A 20,085-nucleotide genomic window follows, 5' to 3' on the forward strand; every position below is an offset into this window, starting at 1 on the left:
AGTCTGACAGAGAGCCGCTTAAGCGGTCACAGCCCTGTCCTCCATGGCTTGTCGCCAACCTCCTAACCAATGCGATCTGGCGTCTAAAGATTGATAGGGGCAAATTTCCCTTGAACGCCCTGAAATACCTGCTTGATAACCACGTGACAACGCTCTTTCCAAGCGATCTCTTTTCTGTCTCTTCATGCCTCGTTTCCCTCATCTTTCGGTCTGGTGGAAAGAAAACAGTGACTACTTTATGTTCAGTCACAATTAAGTGATAGACCTTAGGAAACAGAAAAGCAATGCGCAAAATTCACGCCAATGTCATATTTGTGAGCTATGCACGCTGAATTTGCTAAGTGATTGATTTGGGGTGAATGGTGTTAATTATTTGATATATAATGAAAAATCCCCTTTCACGATAAATTTATCATTATCGATGAAAGAGGATTAGACAAATTTGGAACAAAATATGACTTAAATCACCGCAACTGGGTAGCTATCGACTTAGCCTCTTGCTGCCAACCCTCAGCCAAAGTGCGAATCAGTGCATCATAACCATCTTCGCCCTGTTTAAGCTCTAAATCGAACGGCTGTTTAATCAGTTGCCCCTGACGTTTGAGTATCCAAACACCACGGATGATGGCGCGCCCATCATAGCGGCCATGGAACCCGGTGACAGTGACATTCAGGACATCCTGATCGCTATCGAGTGGTTGTGAGGAGACCAGCCAGCCCGGCAGCGCATTGCTCAGATTCGTGACCAGGGTTTGCTGCAACTGCTGATCCAATGGGCTTGCCCAGAGGTTGTTGCTGGCAATCACGTATTGCACATCGTTGGTTTGATACACCACACCCGCCGCCGCCAGATAATCCGCCACACCAACATGCTCAACCCACAGTTGCCGTGATGCAACACTACTCGTCGCACCAGCAGGCGCACTGAGAGCGGGCAACTGGTAGTACGTTTTGCTGGGTGTACTGCTGCAAGCACTGAGCAACAGTGCTGCGATAACTGCCATCCATTTCATCATTTTTTGGCCTTCTTAGGCTGAGGATCCTGACTTCCTGCCGCTTCAAATACCAGCGCATTGCTCTTTTCATTCAGCGTCCGCAACACTGGCTGTAATTCACGCAACACCTGATCTAACCGCTGCATATCACCCACCATTTTATTGTAGGCCGGTGAACCAGGCTGGAAACCTTTCATACTACGATTCAATTCATTCAAGGTTTTTTGCAGATCTTTCGGTAAATCCTGCATTGCCGGGCTGGCAGTGAGTGCCGTCAGTGATTCCAGTGTTTTCTGGGTTTCACGCATGGTTTTCTGACTTTCAGCCAGTGTTTTGGTGACTTCAGTGACCATTGGGTCCAGCGGCAGATTATTAATCTTATCCAGTGTTTGCATCACTTTTTGCTGAATCTGCGCTAAACCACCGCTGACGGTTGGCAGCAAAGGATAACCCGCCACTTCCAGTGGCCCTTTCCACGGTTTGGCATCCGGGTAAAAATCCAGATCGATAAACAGTGCGCCGGTCAACAGGTTGCCTGATTTCAGCGAGGCACGCAGACCGCGTTCTTTGGCCGTTTTCAGTATTTTTTCAAAATTAGCATCCGGGCCTAAGTCTTCGCGGAAACGGCCTGGCTCAATGCGGATTAACACCGGAATACGGAAATCATTATCAACACGTTGCCTTATCCCTTCAGCGAAGAAAGGCACATCCCCGACAGTCCCGATACGAATCCCCCGGAACTCAACCGGCGCTCCAGCTTGTAAGCCACGCACAGAATCAGAGAAGAACAGCAAGAAATCTTCGTGTTCGGTGTATAGCGAATTTTGAATGCTACTGCGGTTATCAAACAGTTTGAACTCCGCCTTCGCTTCGGTAATTTGCTTACCCGGCTCTAAACCGTCTGGCACATCAAAGCTGACACCGCCACTGAATAAAGTCGCCAAAGAGGCCATTTCGACACGCATCCCTTGTGAGGAGAGATCTACCGCCACCCCACTGTCTTTCCAAAAACGCACATTACTGGTGACCAGGCTGTCATAAGGTGCGCCAATGAATAGCTGATAACGCATCAGGCGTGATTTCGCATCAAAAGCACTGGTTTCCACTGAACCGACACGATAGCCACGGAACAACACGGGATCGCCAGCGTTCAGTTGCCCAGCTTGCTCACTGTCAAGTATGATGCGCAGCCCTTTGGCATCCGGCGAGGCAAGTGGTGGAGAATCCAATAATGCGAACTCATTTAATGGCTTACCCTTGCCACCCGGTTGCAATTCAATGTAAGCCCCTGATAGCAAAGTTCCCAAGCCAGAAATACCTTCACGGCCAATCTGCGGCTTGACCACCCAGAAAACAGTATCACTGTGTAGCAACGTATTCATGCCGGAATTCAACCGCGCCTTTACGATCACATGGTTAAGGTCTTCACTTAGCGTGACCTGCTCAACGATGCCAACATCAACACTGCGGCTCTTTATTTTGGTTTTACCGGCTTCAATACCTTCAGCGTTCAACGTGGTCATAACCACCTGCGGCCCCTGATGGCTAAAGTGATAAAACAGTATCCATGCACCAATCAGCGCAGTGACAATCGGGATGATCCATACCGGGGACCACCGCTTGATTTTTTCAATTTCTGCCACACCTTGGCTGGGATTATTGTCCGTCACCTTGCGGCTCCTTTTGGGTTGTTTCACTTATCCGATCCCAGGTTAAACGAGGATCGAAGGTTAATGCAGCAAACATGGTCAAAATAACCACCATGGCAAATAGCAGGGCACCAATCGCCGGATAGATACTCATCAGTTGCCCAATACGCACCAATGACGACAGCACCGCGATAACAAAAACATCAATCATTGACCAGCGGCCAACAAACTCTACTATTTCATAAATAAAATGCATCCGTTCAGTATCGGTATTACCTTTGCCTTTTGCATCCCAACATAACCAACCGATCGCTAACATTTTTAATGATGGCACCATAATACTGGCAATAAAGATCACCATTGCCACCGGATAAGAACCTTCACTCCACAAGAAAATCACCCCAGCCATGATGGTGGAGTTCATCTGATTCCCCAAACTTTCGGTAATCATAATGGGCATCAGGTTAGCGGGGATATACAGCATGATTGACGTGACTAATAATGCCATTGTCCACTGTAAACTGTTGCGGCGGCGGATATAACCATGAGTGTGACAGCGAGGACATTCCACCAGGTCTTGCGGCAAAATGGCCGTACAGCACGCACAAGAGCGCAGTCCTTGGCGCAAACCGGTTCGGCCCGCAATCAATGGATGAGGTAACGCGGGTGCGGGGGCAATATCCTGCCACATCCAATGGCGGTCGACACATTGAAAAGCGCGCACCTGCAATAAACAGAATAAGCAATAAGGGACAAAACTGCTGCCAATGCCGATTTCGCCGTAGGCCATCAATTTAACAAAACTAACCAGCACACCGGCGAGGAAAATCTCGACCATGCACCAGGTTTTAAATTGGAAGAGTGCTTTTGCTATCAGTGCTTTCCAACGGTGCGGCATACGCACTCGCAGACAAAGCAAAATGATGGCCACCATGCAGAAAGCCGGGATCAACTGAACCAAAACCATAAATAGTGTTGCCATGCTGGCATAGTCATCTGCCACCATCACTTTGGGTATTTGAATCAGGGTAATTTCGCTGGTGATCCCCGCCACACGCATATTAACGAAGGGGAACATATTAGCCAGCAATAGCATAAAGAGTGCGCTGATAGCATAACCAACCGGGCGTTTACGTGGTTCATCCCACCGCGCGGTCAGTGTGGTTTTACAGCGCGGACATACCGCTTTGGTGCCATAAGGCAAGGAGGGTAAGGCCACTGACATATCGCACTGCCGGCACAGGATGACATTCCCTGACTGCCCAGTGTGCTCGCCGTGCTCAGGCTGAATTACAGAACACAATATCGAATCCCTCACGGCTGCTCCCCTTTTATATAAAGAGGATTGAACACCGTTCTATCAAGTAACGTACTATAACAATAGACATAATATCATCATAAAGTCGGATATCACGTCACCTGACAGAACGGCGTAAACACGTTTTAGCCGTTTTTCTGAGCTTCCAGCTCTTCCCAACGACTAAACGCCACTTCTAATGCCTGTTCAGCATCGGCCAATGCTTTCAAAACTCGTTGTGTTTCTTCGTGTGGGCGGGAGAAGAAATCAGCATGACTGACCTCAGCCTGTAACCCACTGATTTCATTTTCCAGTTTTTCTAATTGCTGCGGTAACTGATCCAATTCACGTTGCAGATTATAACTCAGCTTGCCAGGACGTTTTGCCGCTGGAGCTGCGCTTTTTACTGGTGCTGCTGCTTTGGTTTCTTCAACTTTTGGTGCAACCTGACGAATAGGTTTCGCCTCAGCGCGCTGCTGATGAGCATCATAATAGCCACCGACGAAGCTGCTGATTTGACCATTGCCTTCAAAGATCCAGCACTCTGTTACCGAGTTATCAACAAATTGGCGGTCATGGCTAACCAACAAGACTGTGCCCTGATAGCTATCAACCATTTCTTCCAACAATTCCAGTGTTTCCACATCCAGATCGTTGGTCGGTTCATCGAGGATCAGCAAGTTACTTGGTTTAAGGAATAATTTAGCCAATAACAGACGGTTACGCTCACCACCAGACAACGCTTTCACTGGCGTCATAGCGCGTTTCGGGTGGAACAAGAAGTCTTGCAGATAGCCCAGAACATGGCGTGAACGGCCATTGACCATCACTTCCTGCTTACCTTCAGCCAGGTTATCCATCACCGTGCGCTCTGGATCAAGTTCTGCACGATGCTGGTCAAAATAGGCCACTTCCAGTTTGGTGCCACAATGGACTTTGCCGCTATCGGCTTTAAGCTGACCGAGCATCAGTTTCAGCAAGGTGGTTTTACCGCAACCATTCGGCCCCACCAGCGCAATTTTGTCACCGCGCTGTACTTGAGCGGTGAAATCTTTCACCAAAACTTTGCCACCAACCTGATAATTAACATTTTCCAGGTCGAAGACAATTTTGCCCGAACGCACGGTTTCTTCCACTTGCATCTTGGCCGTACCCATCACTTCACGGCGCTGTGAACGCTCCATACGCAGTGCTTTCAGGGCGCGAACACGCCCCTCATTACGGGTGCGTCGTGCTTTGATGCCTTGGCGTATCCACACTTCTTCTTGCGCCAGTTTGCGGTCAAATTCAGCGTTTTGCAGCTCTTCGACCCGCAGCGCTTCTTCTTTGCTGGCAAGATACAGTTCGTAATTACCTGGCCATGACACCAATTTACCGCGGTCCAGATCGACAATGCGTGTTGCCATCGCGCGAATAAAGGAACGGTCATGGGAAATAAAGACAATGCTGCCCTGGAATTCTTTCAGGAAGCCTTCCAGCCAGTTAATGGTTTCAATATCCAAATGGTTGGTCGGTTCATCCAGCAGCAATACTTTTGGTGAACTAACCAACGCGCGACCTAATGCCGCTTTACGCAACCAGCCGCCCGACAGTGAGGAAAGCTCGGCATCTGCATTCAGACCCAACTGTTTCAGCACTTCCTGAATGCGGCTATCTAATTGCCATAAACCCTGGTGATCCAGAATTTCCTGCAATGCCGCCAGGCGATTGAGGTTTTTTTCGCTCGGATCAAGTTCAACCTCATGCAGCGTGGCGTGATAAGCCTTCAAATGCTCGGCTTGTTCCTGAACACCTTCTGCAACAAAGTCAAACACCGTGCCGGCCACATTACGCGGTGGATCTTGTTGTAAACGGGCAACAATTAAATCCTGCTCATAAATGATGCGACCATCATCCAAAGGTACTTCTTTGCTCAGAATTTTCAGCAAGGTGGATTTGCCCGCGCCATTGCGACCCACCAGACAAACACGTTCGTTTGCCTCAATATGCAATTCAGTATTATCTAATAAAGGTGCATCGCTGAACGACAGCCAGGCACCGGACATGCTAATTAACGACATAGTTTCTACTTTTCCTCGTGGCTGTGAGTCACCAGCCAGCAGTTGTGGATTTGACGATTGCGGGCAAAGTCTTCAGATTGTGTTTGCGCAGTGATTTCTTTCGCTTCTAATCCCAACGCCTTTATCCCGTCCAAATCCATCTGGAAACCGCGCTTATTGTTTGAGAACATAATTGTTCCCTTACGGCGCAGTAACCGTTTAAGTTCTTTCATCAGCACTAAATGATCGCGCTGAACATCAAAGGTGGTCTCCATACGCTTGGAGTTGGAGAACGTTGGTGGATCAATGAAGATCACATCGAATTGCTCATCGGTGTTACTCAGCCAGGAGAGGCAATCGGCTTGAATCAAGCGGTGCTGCTGGCCAGTTAAACCATTTGCCCGCAGGTTTTTCTCCGCCCATTCCAAATAGGTGCGCGACATATCGACGGTAGTGGTACTGCGCGCGCCCCCCAAACCTGCATGTACACTGGCAGTACCGGTATACGCGAACAGGTTAAGGAAGTCTTTACCCTGACTCATTTTGCCCAGCATCTGACGGGCAATACGGTGATCCAGGAACAGGCCGGTATCGAGATAATCGGTCAGGTTAACCCATAACTTGGCATTATATTCACTCACCAGCAGGAACTCGCCTTTCTGGGCCAATTTCTCGTATTGGTTTTTGCCTTTCTGCCGCTCGCGGGTTTTCAATACCAACTGATTGGAAGGCAAATTCAACACCGCCAAAGTGGCATTAATCACATCAAACAGACGCTGACGCGCTTTTTGTGCATCAATCGTTTTCGGCGGCGCATATTCCTGCACTACCACCTTGCTGCCATAACGGTCAACGGCCACGTTATAATCTGGCAAGTCAGCATCATACAGGCGGTAACACTCAATGCCCTGTTGCTTAGCCCATTTATCCAGCTTTTTCACATTCTTACGCAGGCGGTTAGCATAATCCTCAGCAACCTGAACACCCGCCGCACCTTGTGGATTTGCCGCTAATTGGTAGTTTTTCTGCACGCAATCCAACGGGCCATTTTTGGCTTTGAATTCGCGCTCTGCACGCAATTGCAGGCAGCTCAGCAGTTCCGGCGAGGCACTGAACAGAGATAAACGCCAGCCACCGAATGACGTTTTCATGATGCGGCCGAGCATATTATGCAACGCAATCAATGCTGGCTCACTGTCCAACCGCTCACCATAAGGTGGGTTACTGATAACCGTACCGACTGGCCCTTCCGGTAATGGATTTACCAATTTACTGACATCATTGGCATTGAAGCTAATCAGTTCAGCTACACCAGCGCGACGAGCATTGGCCCGAGCCATCTCAATCACACGCCGATCAATATCAGAACCAAAGAAGCGCGAGGTCGTCTCCTGCAAACCACGGCGCGCGCGAACTTGCGCTTCAGTGGTTAATTCACGCCACAGCTCTTCGTTAAAAGCACTCCAGGCGGTAAAGCCCCAATGCTCGCGATGCAGACCCGGTGCGCGATCAGATGCCATCATGGCCGCTTCAATCAGCAATGTACCTGAACCACACATCGGATCGACCATCGGTGTGCCCAGTTGCCAGCCAGAACGTTGAATAATCGCCGCAGCTAAATTTTCTTTCAGCGGCGCCTGACCGGTAAGGTCACGATAACCGCGCTGATGCAAGCCTTCGCCACTGAGATCCAGCGCGACACTGGCCATCTCTCGTTGCAGGAACACATTCACCCGGATATCTGGCTGCTGTTTAGCCACTGTTGGGCGCTGATCCAGCTTACGAGTAAAGCTATCGACGATGGCATCTTTAACTTTTAATGCCCCATACTGGCTATTGCGGATTTCGTCATTTACGCCGCTAAAATGTACGGCAAAGGTTTTATCCACACCAAAAATTGATGGCCAATCAATCGCCTGCACCCCAAGGTACAAATCTAAATCGCTATAAACTTTAAAATCATTGAGCGGTAACAAAATGCGCGAAGCCAAACGGCTCCACAGCAGGCTTTGGTACATGAGTCGATCGTCGCCCTGAAAATGTACCCCGCCCTGCACTATTTTACAGTCGTGAGCGCCCAACGCTTCGAGTTCGCTTTTTAACAGTTCTTCCAGTCCACGCGCCGTGCTGGCAAACAGAGAGTTCATATCGCACTATCACCAAAAAGAAAATTGTTGCGCATTATAGCTAATCCCAGCAGCTTGTCATAAAGTTGCTCCCTCTTATTTAATACTCGCACGGAGGCAATGGTGATTACCCTCTCCCGACTTTATGTTCATCCGGTAAAATCCATGCGCGGCTTGCAGCTTTCTCATGCACAAGTCAGCAGCAGTGGATTGGCCTTTGACCGCGTCTTTATGATTACCGAACCGGATGGCACTTTTATTACTGCGCGCCAATATCCGAAGATGGTGATGTTTACCCCCGCCTTAATGTCAGACGGTTTATATCTCACCGCCCCTGACGGCGAGAGTGCCAGTATCCGCTTTAATGATTTTTTAGCCAATGCCGAACCGACAGAAGTTTGGGGGAATCATTTTACCGCGCTCATTGCTCCTGCAGCTATTAACAACTGGCTCAGTGGTTATTTTCAAAGAGAAGTACAATTACGCTGGCTGGGGCCAGAATTAACGCGCAGGGTAAAACCCATGCCGGAAATCCCATTGTCATTCGCGGATGGATTCCCTTATCTGTTGATTAACGAAGCCTCATTTAAAGAATTGCAACAACGCTGCCCCAGCAGCATTAAACTGGAGCAATTCCGCCCTAATTTACTGGTGACCGGTGCCAGCGCTTTCGCGGAAGACAGTTGGCAGGTTATCCGCGTGGGTGATATTACCTTTGATTTGGTGAAGCCCTGTAGCCGCTGCGTATTAACCACGGTCAGTGTTGAGCGCGGTCGCAAGCATCCAACCGGCGAACCATTGCAAACACTGCAAACATTCCGAACCGCCGAGAATGGTGATATCGATTTTGGTCAGAATATGGTGGCCAGGAACAGCGGTATCATTCGGATTGGGGATGAAGTAGAAGTTCTGTCAACCAAGCCACCGCGCCCTTATGGCGCTGGAGCGGTTGTTGAAAGTCTTGCCGCACCGCAGGATCAATCCAAAGCTGTAACCATTGAATATAATGGCATTCGCTTTAACGGTAATAATCAACAAGTATTATTGGAACAGCTGGAGCAACAAAATATCCGCATTCCTTACTCGTGCCGGGCAGGAATATGTGGCTGTTGCAGAATTACGTTAGTCGATGGCGAGGTCGCACCTTTAAAACAAAGTGCTATTGGAAATGACGGAACGGTTCTTTGTTGTAGTTGCATTCCAAAAGGAGATATTACGCTTAGCGGCAAATAAGCTGCAACTGATTAACTAAACCGCCCGGTCAAGATTAAAGGCTGGGGCGGTATAGGGCTTCTCAATAACCAATGGTGTTAAGCGGTCATTCATTATCTTTATCGCATCACCCAATACTAACTGACGCCCTGCTAATACTACCTGGGGCTGCGCTAATAAACACAAACTGGCGGTGTCACCGGACTCAACCACTAACAAACTAATCTCTTCTCCGTTCTCCAATACTTTTACTGCTGCCAATTCTGCATTCTGTGGCATCCATGCTTTGGCCTGTTGTGCAAAATACCAGCTTTTTGGCATTAATGGTTTAAGAAAACGGAAAGCAACCAACGCATTTAATATCAATTCCGAACGTTGCTCATGCCCCATTTTAATTTGGCGACATTGATCTTCAAACTCAAAATAAAGCGCTGCATCGTCAACACAAAATGCAGATTCATCAAATGCATCAGGGGTTAACATTTTAGACGGGAAACGCGAACGAAATATCATACCATTAGCTAAATCCAACATAAGTCGGTCATGTTCGGTATCAAAATACCAACGCCATTTATCGTCTGGTTTAATTCGCATATTTTTCCCTTCCCGCCACGCTCACCAACATTATTGACTCAACAATTTGAGTTATCACCCATCTAATTGCACTTAATCGTATATACCCGTCATACTTCAAGCTGCATGTTCGTTGGCTGTTTTCGTTCACCCGAATCACTTACCTGAGTAAGCTCATCGGAATTTACTCAGTTGCCGCCTTCCTGCAACTTGAATTATTTAGGGTATAAGGCTTTTGATGTATATTTAATCCATTGGGGTAAAATATAGACGAGCCGGAGGAATAAATAAACCCCCCGGCCAATAATGAAGATAAATAATTAGATATGAGTAACGATATTCTTAATCAAACCTGGCCCACGGAAGATAAATCCGGAATAAATTTGAATCAATGAAGCACCCGCAGCCATTTTTTCTCGTGCGGCAATGACAGAGTCAATTCCACCCACCCCAATAATAGGTAACCGACCTTGCAGTTCTTGTGATAAACGGCGAATCACCTCAGTGCTACGCAATTGCAATGGGCGGCCACTTAAACCACCAGCTTGTTCGCAATAATTTAATCCCTGAATGAGGGAACGATCTAAAGTGGTATTAGTGGCAATAACACCATCTATATTATGCCGAACCAAACTGTCCGCTATTTGGATCAATTCTTCCTCAGTAAGATCCGGGGCGATCTTTACCGCCACAGGAACATACTTATGATGACGCTGATGTAATTCAGTTTGTTTATTTTTAATTGCTGCTAATAAATCATCCAGCGCTTCACCATACTGTAAAGATCGTAATCCTGGGGTGTTGGGTGATGAAATATTAATCGCGATATATCCGGCGTAAGGATAAACTTTATCCATACAAATCAAGTAATCTTCTTTGCCTTGTTCTACCGGCGTATCTTTATTCTTGCCAATATTAATACCTAAAATACCGCCAAAATGTGATTTCTTGACGTTTTCAATTAAGTTATCAACCCCATGATTATTAAATCCCATACGATTGATCAAGCCTTCAGCCTCGACGATCCTAAACAATCTTGGTTTATCATTTCCTGGCTGTGGCTTTGGTGTTACCGTCCCGACTTCAATAAAACCAAATCCCATCGCGCCAAGAGCATCAATACACTCGCCGTCTTTATCCAAACCCGCAGCCAAACCTAATGGATTCTTGAATGACAGGCCCATACAGCTTACAGGTTTGGTTGGCACGGATTGGCTAACCAAAAATTGCAATGGTGTGCCGGTAAGACGTTTTAACTGACGAAAAGTGAATTCATGGGCGCGTTCTGGATCAAGCTGAAATAATGCTTTTTTGGCGAGTGGATAATACATGTGATCTCCTGAGCGAGCGGTGACTAGCCGTTGATGCGGGAATGGTAAATTCATCTCTCAGGAAAGTAAACGTTTGCGACGTAAAGCCATGCAAAGACTGAAGGTATTTCAGGGGATAAAAAAACAGAGAACAGCATCGCTGTCCTCTGTTTATCATACAAACAACCTATTTATGCGGCCAATGCTTTGGTTATCTTCTCGTACAAATCACCAGATAAATTATCCAGTGTTTTCAATTGTTCCAAAGCCTGACGCATCAGGGCCTGACGGCCAGAGTCATAGCGTTTCAAACGAATCAATGGTTCAATCAAACGAGCGGCAACCTGTGGGTTACGGGTATTCAAATCGCTGAGTATTTCTACCAGGAATTGATAACCGCTGCCGTCAGTGGCGTGGAATGCGGCCGGATTACCGGAAGCAAAACTGCCAATCAGCGAACGGGTACGGTTGGGATTACTCAGACTAAATGCAGGATGCTTAAGTAAAGCACGTACCTGTGTCAAAACATCCGCCGCAGGGCTGGTGGCTTGCAAAGCGAACCACTTATCCATCACCAAACCATCATGATTCCAGCGCACATCAAAGGCCGCCAGTAATTCATCGCGGCAAGGCAACTGAGCAGCAACTGCGGCGGCTAATGCTGCCAGCGAGTCCGTCATATTGTCAGCCTGGTGATATTGAGAAGAAACAAGTTTATTCGCAAACTCTGCATCACCAAAGGCCAAATAGCTCAGGCAAGTATTGCGCAGTGATCGTTTGGCAATATCGCTGTGCTCAATACGATATTCAGGAGTGATATTCGCCACATAGACGGCCAATAATTCGTCCGATAACTCGTTTGCCAGACAGCGGGTAATAGCCTCGTGCACCGCACTGATAGCCTGCGGATCAATCGTGGTAAACAGTTCCGCAATTTCATTTTCTGATGGTAATGTCAGGATCTGCGCGGCTAACGCGGGATCAAGATTGTCATCAAGCAATATGGCACGGAAAGCATCAGCGACGTGGTTAGGTAAACTCAGCGGCTGTTTTTGTTGGTATTTGGCAACATTAAGTTTGATATAGATTGCCAGCAAACTTTGCGCTGCATCCCAACGAGAAAATTCATTGCGCGCATGTTGCATGAGGAACGTGAGTTGCTGATCGCTGTAGGTATAATCCAATTTGACCGGTGCAGAGAATTCCCGCAACAGGGACGGGATCGGAGTGTGCTCTACATTATCAAAGGTAAAGGTCTGTTCGGCCTCTGTCACATTCAGAACATGATGAACCGGTAAACCATTGCGCTGCAATGCAATCACATTGCCTTTGCTGTCATAGAGTTCAATATCCAGTGGGATATGCAATGGCAGTTTTTCTGGCTGATCAGCGGTTGGCAACGTTTTCTGACTAACGTGCAGATGATATTGCTGTTTTTCAGCATCATAATCATCACGTACCGTCAGTATTGGTGTACCGGATTGGCTATACCAGCGGCGGAATAAAGACAGATCGACATTAGATGCATCTTCCATTGCCTGCACAAAATCATCACAGGTCGCCGCGCTGCCATCATGGCGTTCAAAATAGAGTTGCATACCAGCCTGGAATTGCTGTTCACCCAGCAAAGTATGCATCATGCGGATAACTTCTGACCCTTTCTCATACACAGTTAAGGTATAGAAGTTGTTCATCTCGATGACTTTATCTGGGCGAATGGCATGAGCCATCGGGCTGGCATCTTCGGCAAACTGAGCGGCACGCATAACTCGCACGTTTTCAATACGATTAACTGACCGCGAGCCTAAATCAGAACTGAATTCCTGATCTCTGAATACGGTTAAGCCTTCTTTCAAACTTAATTGGAACCAATCACGGCAGGTGACCCGGTTACCCGTCCAGTTATGGAAATATTCATGACCAATAACCGCTTCAATGTTCAGATAATCTTTATCTGTCGCCGTTTCTGCTTTTGCCAGAACATATTTTGAATTGAAAACATTCAACCCTTTATTTTCCATGGCCCCCATATTGAAGAAATCAACCGCCACAATCATATAAATGTCGAGGTCATACTCCAAACCAAAACGGGTTTCATCCCACTTCATGGAGTTCTTCAATGAGGTCATCGCCCAGTCGGCACGATCCAGATTACCGCGATCAACAAACAACTCCAGCGCAACTTCACGCCCCGATCGGGTAATGAACTTATCACGCAACACATCAAAATCACCGGCGACCAAAGCAAACAGGTAACAAGGTTTTGGGAACGGGTCTTCCCATTTTACCCAATGGCGGCCATCATCCAGAACGCCCTGCCCCACCGGGTTACCGTTGGAGAGTAAATAAGGATAAAGTGCTTTATCAGCGACAATGCGGGTGGTAAAACGCGCCAGCACATCAGGGCGGTCTAAATAATAGGTAATATGGCGGAAACCTTCGGCTTCACATTGGGTGCAGAGCGCCTCACCGGAAAGATATAACCCCTCAAGTGCGCTGTTCGTTGCAGGGTGAATATCATTGACGATTGTCAGCGTAAAATTTGCCGGTAATTGTTCAATAACCAGCGAGTTATCCTGTAGCTGGTAATGTGGCCATGCTTGCCCGTCAACGCTGATACTCACGAGCGTTAAATCCTCACCATCTAAAACCAACGGTGTCACGTCTGCTGTTTGACGTTTTAGCTGGCTGATCGCTGTTACCGTGGTTTTTTGCGCATCAAGTGCGAAATCCAAATTAATATCGGTGATAGTGTAATCCGGCGATTTATAATCGTGACGGTATTTAGCTTGCGGCTGTTGTGTCATAGAAACCCTTTGGACGTCATCTGTGGATATGATTATCAAGTCTGTATTTAGGGTCGTTTTAGCGCCAAACTTTGGGTTCAAAACCTTATCTTCAAAGTACGGCTGCCAGCGACTTCGCCTTAGACTCAGATAGTCTTGTCAATGTATCACAATTGTGAAAAAAACCCAGGTGAGCGCCGATGGCACGTTTAATCCTAGACCTCTGATGAGCATTTGTGGTGTGATGAGGCTTCAATAACAGGACAATACCGGTATACTTCTGCGACTTTATACTGTGGAAAATGCTCCTACGAGGATGCTATATAGCGCCATGACCCAAGACGCCTCACCGATTTTGACTTCATTGCTTGATACAGATGCTTATAAACTTCATATGCAGCAAGCAGTGTTCCATCGTTATCGCCATATTACCGTTGCCGCTGAGTTCCGCTGCCGTGGTGATGAGTTGCTGGGCGAATATGCCGACGAAATCCGCCACCAGATAACATTAATGAGCCAATTGGCGCTGACCGATGATGAGTATCTCTACCTCTCCGGTTTGCCCTTCTTTAAAGATGACTATTTGAATTGGTTACGGGCTTTTCGTTTCAATCCCGAGCAAGTCGCTGTGTCTGATAATGACGGTAAATTAGATATTCGCATTAACGGCTTGTGGTGCGAAACAATATTGTGGGAAGTGCCACTGTTAGCGGTAATCAGTGAAATCGTCCATCGCCGCCGCTCGACACATGTCACTACCGAGCAGGCCGTGGCGCAACTGCGCAATAAACTTCAGCAATTTAAAGTGCTCAGTGCGGATATTGATATTACGCATTTCAAGTTAATGGATTTTGGTACACGCCGTCGTTTCTCTCGCGAGATACAGCACGCGATTGTGAGTGATTTAAAAGACGAATTCCCTTACCTGGTGGGCACCAGTAACTACGATTTAGCACGGAAATTGTCATTAGCACCGGTTGGCACTCAAGCTCATGAATGGTTCCAGGCGCATCAACAAATTAGCCCGGTGCTGGCCAACAGCCAACGCGTCGCGTTACAAGCCTGGTTAGATGAGTATCCAAATCAGCTTGGTGTGGCATTAACCGACTGCATTACTATGGATGCATTCCTGCGCGATTTTGATAAAACATTCGCTGACCGCTATCAGGGATTACGCCATGACTCGGGTGATCCCGTTGAATGGGGTGAAAAGGCGATTACTCATTATGAAAAGCTGGGTATTGATCCAATGAGCAAAACATTGGTGTTCTCAGATAATCTGGATCTGGAAAAAGCGTTGTCGCTATACCGCCACTTCTACCAACGGATTAAGTTAGTATTTGGCATTGGTACGCGTTTAACCTGTGATATTCCGGGCATCAAACCACTGAATATCGTGATTAAACTGGTTGAGTGTAATGACAAACCGGTGGCTAAACTTTCTGATAGCCCAGGTAAAACTATTTGTCATGATCCCGCGTTTGTTGATGAATTACGTGAAGCATTCGCTCTGCCGTTGGTTAAGAAGGCCAGCTAACATGTCATTGCCGGGCGGCAGATGCTTGCCCGGCCCCACTCTAATTGGAACTTTTTTCCTCGCTTTACTCTTCTATATCCCACTATTCAATCATTTCTCTGTTTGTGTCGTATATTTTTATAACAATGTTGCACTGAACTGATGATTTCTACTTGTGTCCTGCACCGCCACAAGTAACATAGCAACATCCCCATTTCTTTGGGTTGTTAACTATTTCGATATCAAAATTATCCAAAACTATTAAAGAGAGAAATCTATGAGCGTAGTGCCTGTAGTCGACGTACTGCAAGGCCGTGCTGCGGTTGACAGTGAAGTCACCGTGCGCGGTTGGGTGCGTACCCGGAGAGATTCTAAAGCGGGTATCTCCTTCGTTGCCGTTTATGACGGTTCCTGCTTTGACCCGTTACAGGCCGTCGTAAATAATACTTTGCCTAATTATCAGGACGAAGTATTGCATTTAACTACCGGCTGTTCAGTAGAAGTAACTGGCACCGTAGTGGCATCACCGGGTGAAGGCCAGAGTTTTGAAATTCAGGCAACCGCTATCAAAGTGGTCGGTTGGGTTGATGATCCCGATACTTATCCGATGGCAGCAAAACGTCACAGTATCGAATATTTGCGCGAAGTCGCTCACTTGCGTCCGCGCACTAACCTGATCGGTGCAGTAGCTCGTGTTCGCCATACTTTGGCACAAGCTATTCACCGTTTCTTCGATGAGAACGGTTATTTTTGGGTTTCAACACCGCTAATCACTGCATCTGATACTGAAGGTGCGGGTGAAATGTTCCGTGTATCGACGTTAGATCTGGAAAACCTGCCGCGCACTGATACCGGTGCTATCGATTTCAGTGAAGACTTCTTCGGTAAAGAAGCATTCCTGACGGTATCCGGCCAGCTAAACGGCGAAACCTACGCCTGTGCGTTATCCAAAGTTTACACTTTCGGCCCGACTTTCCGTGCTGAGAACTCTAACACCAGCCGCCATTTGGCCGAGTTCTGGATGGTAGAGCCAGAAGTCGCCTTTGCATCATTAGATGATGTCGCCGGTTTAGCTGAGAAAATGCTGAAATACGTCTTCCAGGCAGTGTTAAACGAACGCGCTGATGACATGAAATTCTTTGCCGAACGTGTCGATAAAGATGCGGTTGATCGCTTGCAGCGCTTTGTCACCTCAGATTTTGCTCAGGTTGACTACACTGATGCTATTGAGATCTTGCTGGCATCCGGCCAGAAGTTTGAGAATGATGTCTCTTGGGGCATAGATTTGTCTTCTGAGCACGAGCGTTATTTGGCTGAGAAACACTTTAAAGCGCCGGTAGTGGTCAAAAACTATCCAAAAGATATCAAAGCATTCTATATGCGTATGAATGAAGATGGCAAAACCGTGGCAGCAATGGATGTTCTCGCGCCAGGCATTGGTGAAATTATCGGTGGTTCACAACGTGAAGAGCGTTTAGATGTGCTGGATGCACGTTTGGCAGAGATGGGCCTCAATAAAGAAGATTATTGGTGGTATCGTGATCTGCGTCGCTATGGCACTGTGCCACATTCAGGTTTTGGCCTTGGATTTGAGCGTTTGATCTCATATGTAACAGGGGTTCAAAACGTTCGGGATGTTATTCCGTTCCCACGTACACCGAGAAATGCCAGTTTCTAAGTTCGTCATTTAGAAAAAAATTGTGATTTTGTACAAATAAAAGCCAGCTCAGCTGGCTTTTATCATTTTTTAAAGTTCGATCTGAGTCACAAAGTTCCCTAATATTTACATTTAGTAACACATAGTTTCCCAATGAAACATATTCAGGTAATTGGTAGCATTTTCGGTCTGGATTATAACCCTCGTGAATGGAACACTGCGTTCAGACACAGACGACACCAAACTCTCAACAATAGTTCCAAAAAAATTATTGGCGGCAGTGGCAGGTGTCCGAATAACACCAATGAGGGTAATAATAATGATGAAGCGCAATATTCTTGCAGTAGTAATCCCAGCATTGTTAGTAGCTGGTGCAGCTAATGCAGCAGAAATCTACAACAAAGACGGCAACAAACTTGACCTGTACGGTAAAGTTGACGCGCGTCACCAGTTCTCTGACAACGCTAAACAAGACGGCGACGAATCTTATGTTCGTTTCGGCTTCAAAGGTGAAACCCAAATTACTGACCAACTGACCGGTTACGGCCAGTGGGAATATAACATTCAGGCTAACAACGCTGAATCTCAAGGCGCTGAAGGCAACAAAACCCGTCTGGGCTTTGCTGGTCTGAAATTTGCTGAATTCGGTTCATTCGACTACGGCCGTAACTACGGCGTAATCTATGATGTCAACGCATGGACTGACATGCTGCCAGTGTTCGGTGGTGATTCAATCTCCAACTCTGACAACTACATGACTGGCCGTTCTACTGGCCTGGCAACTTACCGTAACACCAACTTCTTCGGCCTGGTTGATGGCTTGAACTTTGCTCTGCAATATCAAGGCAAAAACGAAAATGGTCGTGATGGTCTGTTGAGCACTCAAAACGGCGACGGTTTCGGTCTGTCTTCAACTTATGACATCGGTTATGGCGTAAGTTTCGGTGCTGGCTACTCTACAGCTAACCGTACTACTGCTCAGAAAAATGCTCACCTGAACGCTACACCGGCAACCGGTTTGTATGTAGCTGAAGGCGATAAAGCTCAGGCATGGAACGTTGGTGCTAAATACGACGCAAACAACGTATACCTGGCAGCAATGTATGCTGAAACTCAGAACCTGACTCCATTCGGTAATGACGGTATTGCGAACAAGACTCGTGATATTGAAATCACTGCACAGTACCAGTTCGACTTCGGTCTGCGCCCATCACTGGGTTATGTTCAGTCCAAAGGTAAGGATCTGAACAACAACACAGATACTAACCACGACCTGTTGAAATATGTTTCTGTTGGTACTTACTACTACTTCAACAAAAACATGTCTACCTATGTTGATTACAAAATCAACTTGCTGGACGAAGACAAGTTTACTGTTGCTAACGGTCTGAACACTGACGACGTTGTTGGTGTTGGCTTGGTATACCAGTTCTAAGTTAAACTTAATCAAGCAGTTTATCTGCTGACCTAAGTTAAAAAAGACAGGGCCTCGGCTCTGTCTTTTTGTTTTTATCCTTGACTAAAATAGGGATATTGCGCTGCCGAACAGGCTATTTTGCCGATTTTTCACCCCGAATCCCCCCGCCTCACAACATTCATTTCTTTTTATCGCAAACGGTTGGCAAAGGCCGCAACTGGCGCTACCCTGATGGTTCTGTTTGCTTAACGCTAAGCCATGGAAGCCTCTGACATGTTTGAAAAAATCACTGCTGCACCTGCGGACCCTATTCTGGGTCTGACCGATATCTTCCGCGCGGATGACCGCCCTAATAAAATTAACCTGGGGATTGGTGTCTATAAAGACGAAACCGGGAAAACGCCGGTGCTGACCAGCGTCAAAAAAGCTGAGCAGTATTTGCTGGAAAATGAAGTCACCAAAAACTATCTGGGAATTGAAGGGCTGCCCGATTTCGCCCGTTGTACTCAGGAACTGCTGTTCGGTGCCAATAGTGCGATTATTACTGATAAACGTGCGCGCACCGCTCAAACCCCTGGTGGTACAGGTGGCCTGCGTATCGCGGCTGATTTTATCGCCCATCAGACCAGTGCCAAACGTGTCTGGGTCAGTAATCCAAGCTGGCCAAATCATAAAAATGTCTTCGCCGCTGCTGGGTTAGAAGTCGTTGAATATGCCTATTATGATGCAGCTAACCATGCGCTGGACTTTGATGGGCTATTAAATAGCCTGTCAGAAGCTCAGGCAGGTGATGTCGTGTTGTTCCATGGGTGCTGCCATAACCCTACAGGGATTGACCCAACAGAAGCCCAGTGGAGCCAATTAGCTGAATTGTCAGTGGCTAAAGGTTGGCTACCACTGTTTGATTTTGCTTATCAAGGTTTTGCCAAAGGCTTAGAAGAAGATGCTCAGGGTCTGCGTATTTTCGCCGCACAGCATCAAGAACTGATCGTTTGCAGCTCTTACTCCAAAAACTTCGGTCTATACAATGAACGTGTGGGCGCTTGCACCATTGTTGCCGCAAGCAGCGAAGTGGCTGATACTGCCTTTAGTCAGGTTAAAGCGGTTATCCGTGCTAACTATTCCAACCCACCAGCTCATGGTGCGTCAGTGGTTGCGACCATACTGAGTAACCCTGCGCTGCGTGCTATTTGGGAACAAGAACTGACCGGTATGCGCCAGCGTATTCATCGTATGCGTCAGTTGTTTGTTAACACCTTGCAAGAGAAAGGTGCTAAACAAGATTTCAGCTTCATCATAAACCAGAATGGCATGTTCTCATTCAGTGGTCTGACCAAAGAACAAGTGCTGCGTCTGCGCAATGAATTCGCCGTTTATGCGGTAAATTCTGGCCGTGTTAACGTTGCCGGTATGACGCCAGATAATATGGCACCATTGTGTGAAGCTATCGTTGCTGTGCTCTAATTAAGTCACCGTGACGAATCCGTAAGAAGGGTGCCCCTGGCACC

14 protein-coding genes are annotated in these 20,085 nt (G+C 47.2%); 5 read left to right on the forward strand and 9 right to left on the reverse strand.

Annotated elements, in window-relative coordinates:
• Positions 1 to 18 precede the first annotated feature (18 nt).
• From rmf to rlmKL, 6 genes are all read right to left on the reverse strand, one after another.
• Positions 19 to 186: a ribosome modulation factor gene (gene rmf / locus FTB31_RS02690; protein ID WP_002228015.1), complete on the reverse strand. Its 168-nt coding sequence runs from the start codon at positions 184 to 186 to the stop codon at positions 19 to 21.
• A gap of 278 nt (positions 187 to 464) precedes the next feature.
• Positions 465 to 1,016, reverse strand: coding sequence for a membrane integrity-associated transporter subunit PqiC (pqiC, locus tag FTB31_RS02695; RefSeq protein ID WP_227731080.1), 552 nt, complete (start codon positions 1,014 to 1,016; stop codon positions 465 to 467).
• Complete coding sequence (gene pqiB, locus FTB31_RS02700) at positions 1,013 to 2,665, reverse strand: intermembrane transport protein PqiB (RefSeq protein WP_050078426.1); 1,653 nt, start codon at positions 2,663 to 2,665, stop codon at positions 1,013 to 1,015. The genes pqiC and pqiB overlap by 4 nt, the downstream gene beginning before the upstream one ends.
• Positions 2,652 to 3,947, reverse strand: a complete 1,296-nt coding sequence (gene pqiA, locus FTB31_RS02705; protein WP_026017889.1) for a membrane integrity-associated transporter subunit PqiA — start codon at positions 3,945 to 3,947, stop codon at positions 2,652 to 2,654. The genes pqiB and pqiA overlap by 14 nt, the downstream gene beginning before the upstream one ends.
• Positions 3,948 to 4,087: 140 nt before the next feature.
• Positions 4,088 to 6,001 (reverse strand): ABC transporter ATP-binding protein, encoded by a 1,914-nt coding sequence (locus tag FTB31_RS02710; RefSeq protein WP_077173901.1) that lies wholly within the window; start codon positions 5,999 to 6,001, stop codon positions 4,088 to 4,090.
• A 5-nt stretch (positions 6,002 to 6,006) separates the two neighbouring features.
• Positions 6,007 to 8,127, reverse strand: coding sequence for a bifunctional 23S rRNA (guanine(2069)-N(7))-methyltransferase RlmK/23S rRNA (guanine(2445)-N(2))-methyltransferase RlmL (gene rlmKL, locus FTB31_RS02715; RefSeq protein WP_050078428.1), 2,121 nt, complete (start codon positions 8,125 to 8,127; stop codon positions 6,007 to 6,009).
• Positions 8,128 to 8,226: 99 nt separating this feature from the next.
• On the opposite strand from rlmKL, the gene FTB31_RS02720 reads away from it, so the two are divergent.
• A complete protein-coding gene (locus tag FTB31_RS02720) occupies positions 8,227 to 9,339 on the forward strand; it encodes a YcbX family protein (RefSeq protein ID WP_072081936.1) in 1,113 nt (370 codons plus the stop codon).
• Positions 9,340 to 9,354: 15 nt separating this feature from the next.
• Here FTB31_RS02720 and FTB31_RS02725 read toward each other — a convergent pair whose 3' ends face one another.
• The 3 genes from FTB31_RS02725 to pepN form a co-directional block, all read right to left on the reverse strand.
• The gene (locus tag FTB31_RS02725) at positions 9,355 to 9,912 is read right to left on the reverse strand and encodes a cell division protein ZapC (protein ID WP_050078430.1); all 558 of its coding nucleotides are present in this window, start codon (positions 9,910 to 9,912) and stop codon (positions 9,355 to 9,357) included.
• Between the two features lie 299 nt (positions 9,913 to 10,211).
• Positions 10,212 to 11,222: a quinone-dependent dihydroorotate dehydrogenase gene (gene pyrD, locus FTB31_RS02730; RefSeq protein WP_050078431.1), complete on the reverse strand. Its 1,011-nt coding sequence runs from the start codon at positions 11,220 to 11,222 to the stop codon at positions 10,212 to 10,214.
• A gap of 170 nt (positions 11,223 to 11,392) precedes the next feature.
• Positions 11,393 to 14,008 carry an aminopeptidase N gene (gene pepN, locus FTB31_RS02735; protein WP_227731081.1) on the reverse strand — a complete coding sequence of 872 codons (2,616 nt, stop codon included), beginning with the start codon at positions 14,006 to 14,008 and terminating at the stop codon, positions 11,393 to 11,395.
• A gap of 310 nt (positions 14,009 to 14,318) precedes the next feature.
• On the opposite strand from pepN, the gene pncB reads away from it, so the two are divergent.
• From pncB to FTB31_RS02755, 4 genes are all read left to right on the forward strand, one after another.
• The gene (gene pncB, locus FTB31_RS02740; protein ID WP_050078434.1) at positions 14,319 to 15,524 is read left to right on the forward strand and encodes a nicotinate phosphoribosyltransferase; all 1,206 of its coding nucleotides are present in this window, start codon (positions 14,319 to 14,321) and stop codon (positions 15,522 to 15,524) included.
• 256 nt (positions 15,525 to 15,780) lie between these two features.
• Positions 15,781 to 17,181, forward strand: coding sequence for an asparagine--tRNA ligase (asnS, locus tag FTB31_RS02745; RefSeq protein ID WP_004709981.1), 1,401 nt, complete (start codon positions 15,781 to 15,783; stop codon positions 17,179 to 17,181).
• 301 nt (positions 17,182 to 17,482) lie between these two features.
• Positions 17,483 to 18,595: a porin OmpF gene (ompF, locus tag FTB31_RS02750; RefSeq protein ID WP_175628008.1), complete on the forward strand. Its 1,113-nt coding sequence runs from the start codon at positions 17,483 to 17,485 to the stop codon at positions 18,593 to 18,595.
• A 255-nt stretch (positions 18,596 to 18,850) separates the two neighbouring features.
• Complete coding sequence (locus FTB31_RS02755; RefSeq protein ID WP_050078436.1) at positions 18,851 to 20,041, forward strand: amino acid aminotransferase; 1,191 nt, start codon at positions 18,851 to 18,853, stop codon at positions 20,039 to 20,041.
• The last annotated feature ends 44 nt before the right edge of the window (positions 20,042 to 20,085 follow it).

It is taken from the genome of Yersinia proxima (genome assembly GCF_902170785.1).
Taxonomy (GTDB): Bacteria; Pseudomonadota; Gammaproteobacteria; order Enterobacterales; family Enterobacteriaceae; genus Yersinia; species Yersinia proxima.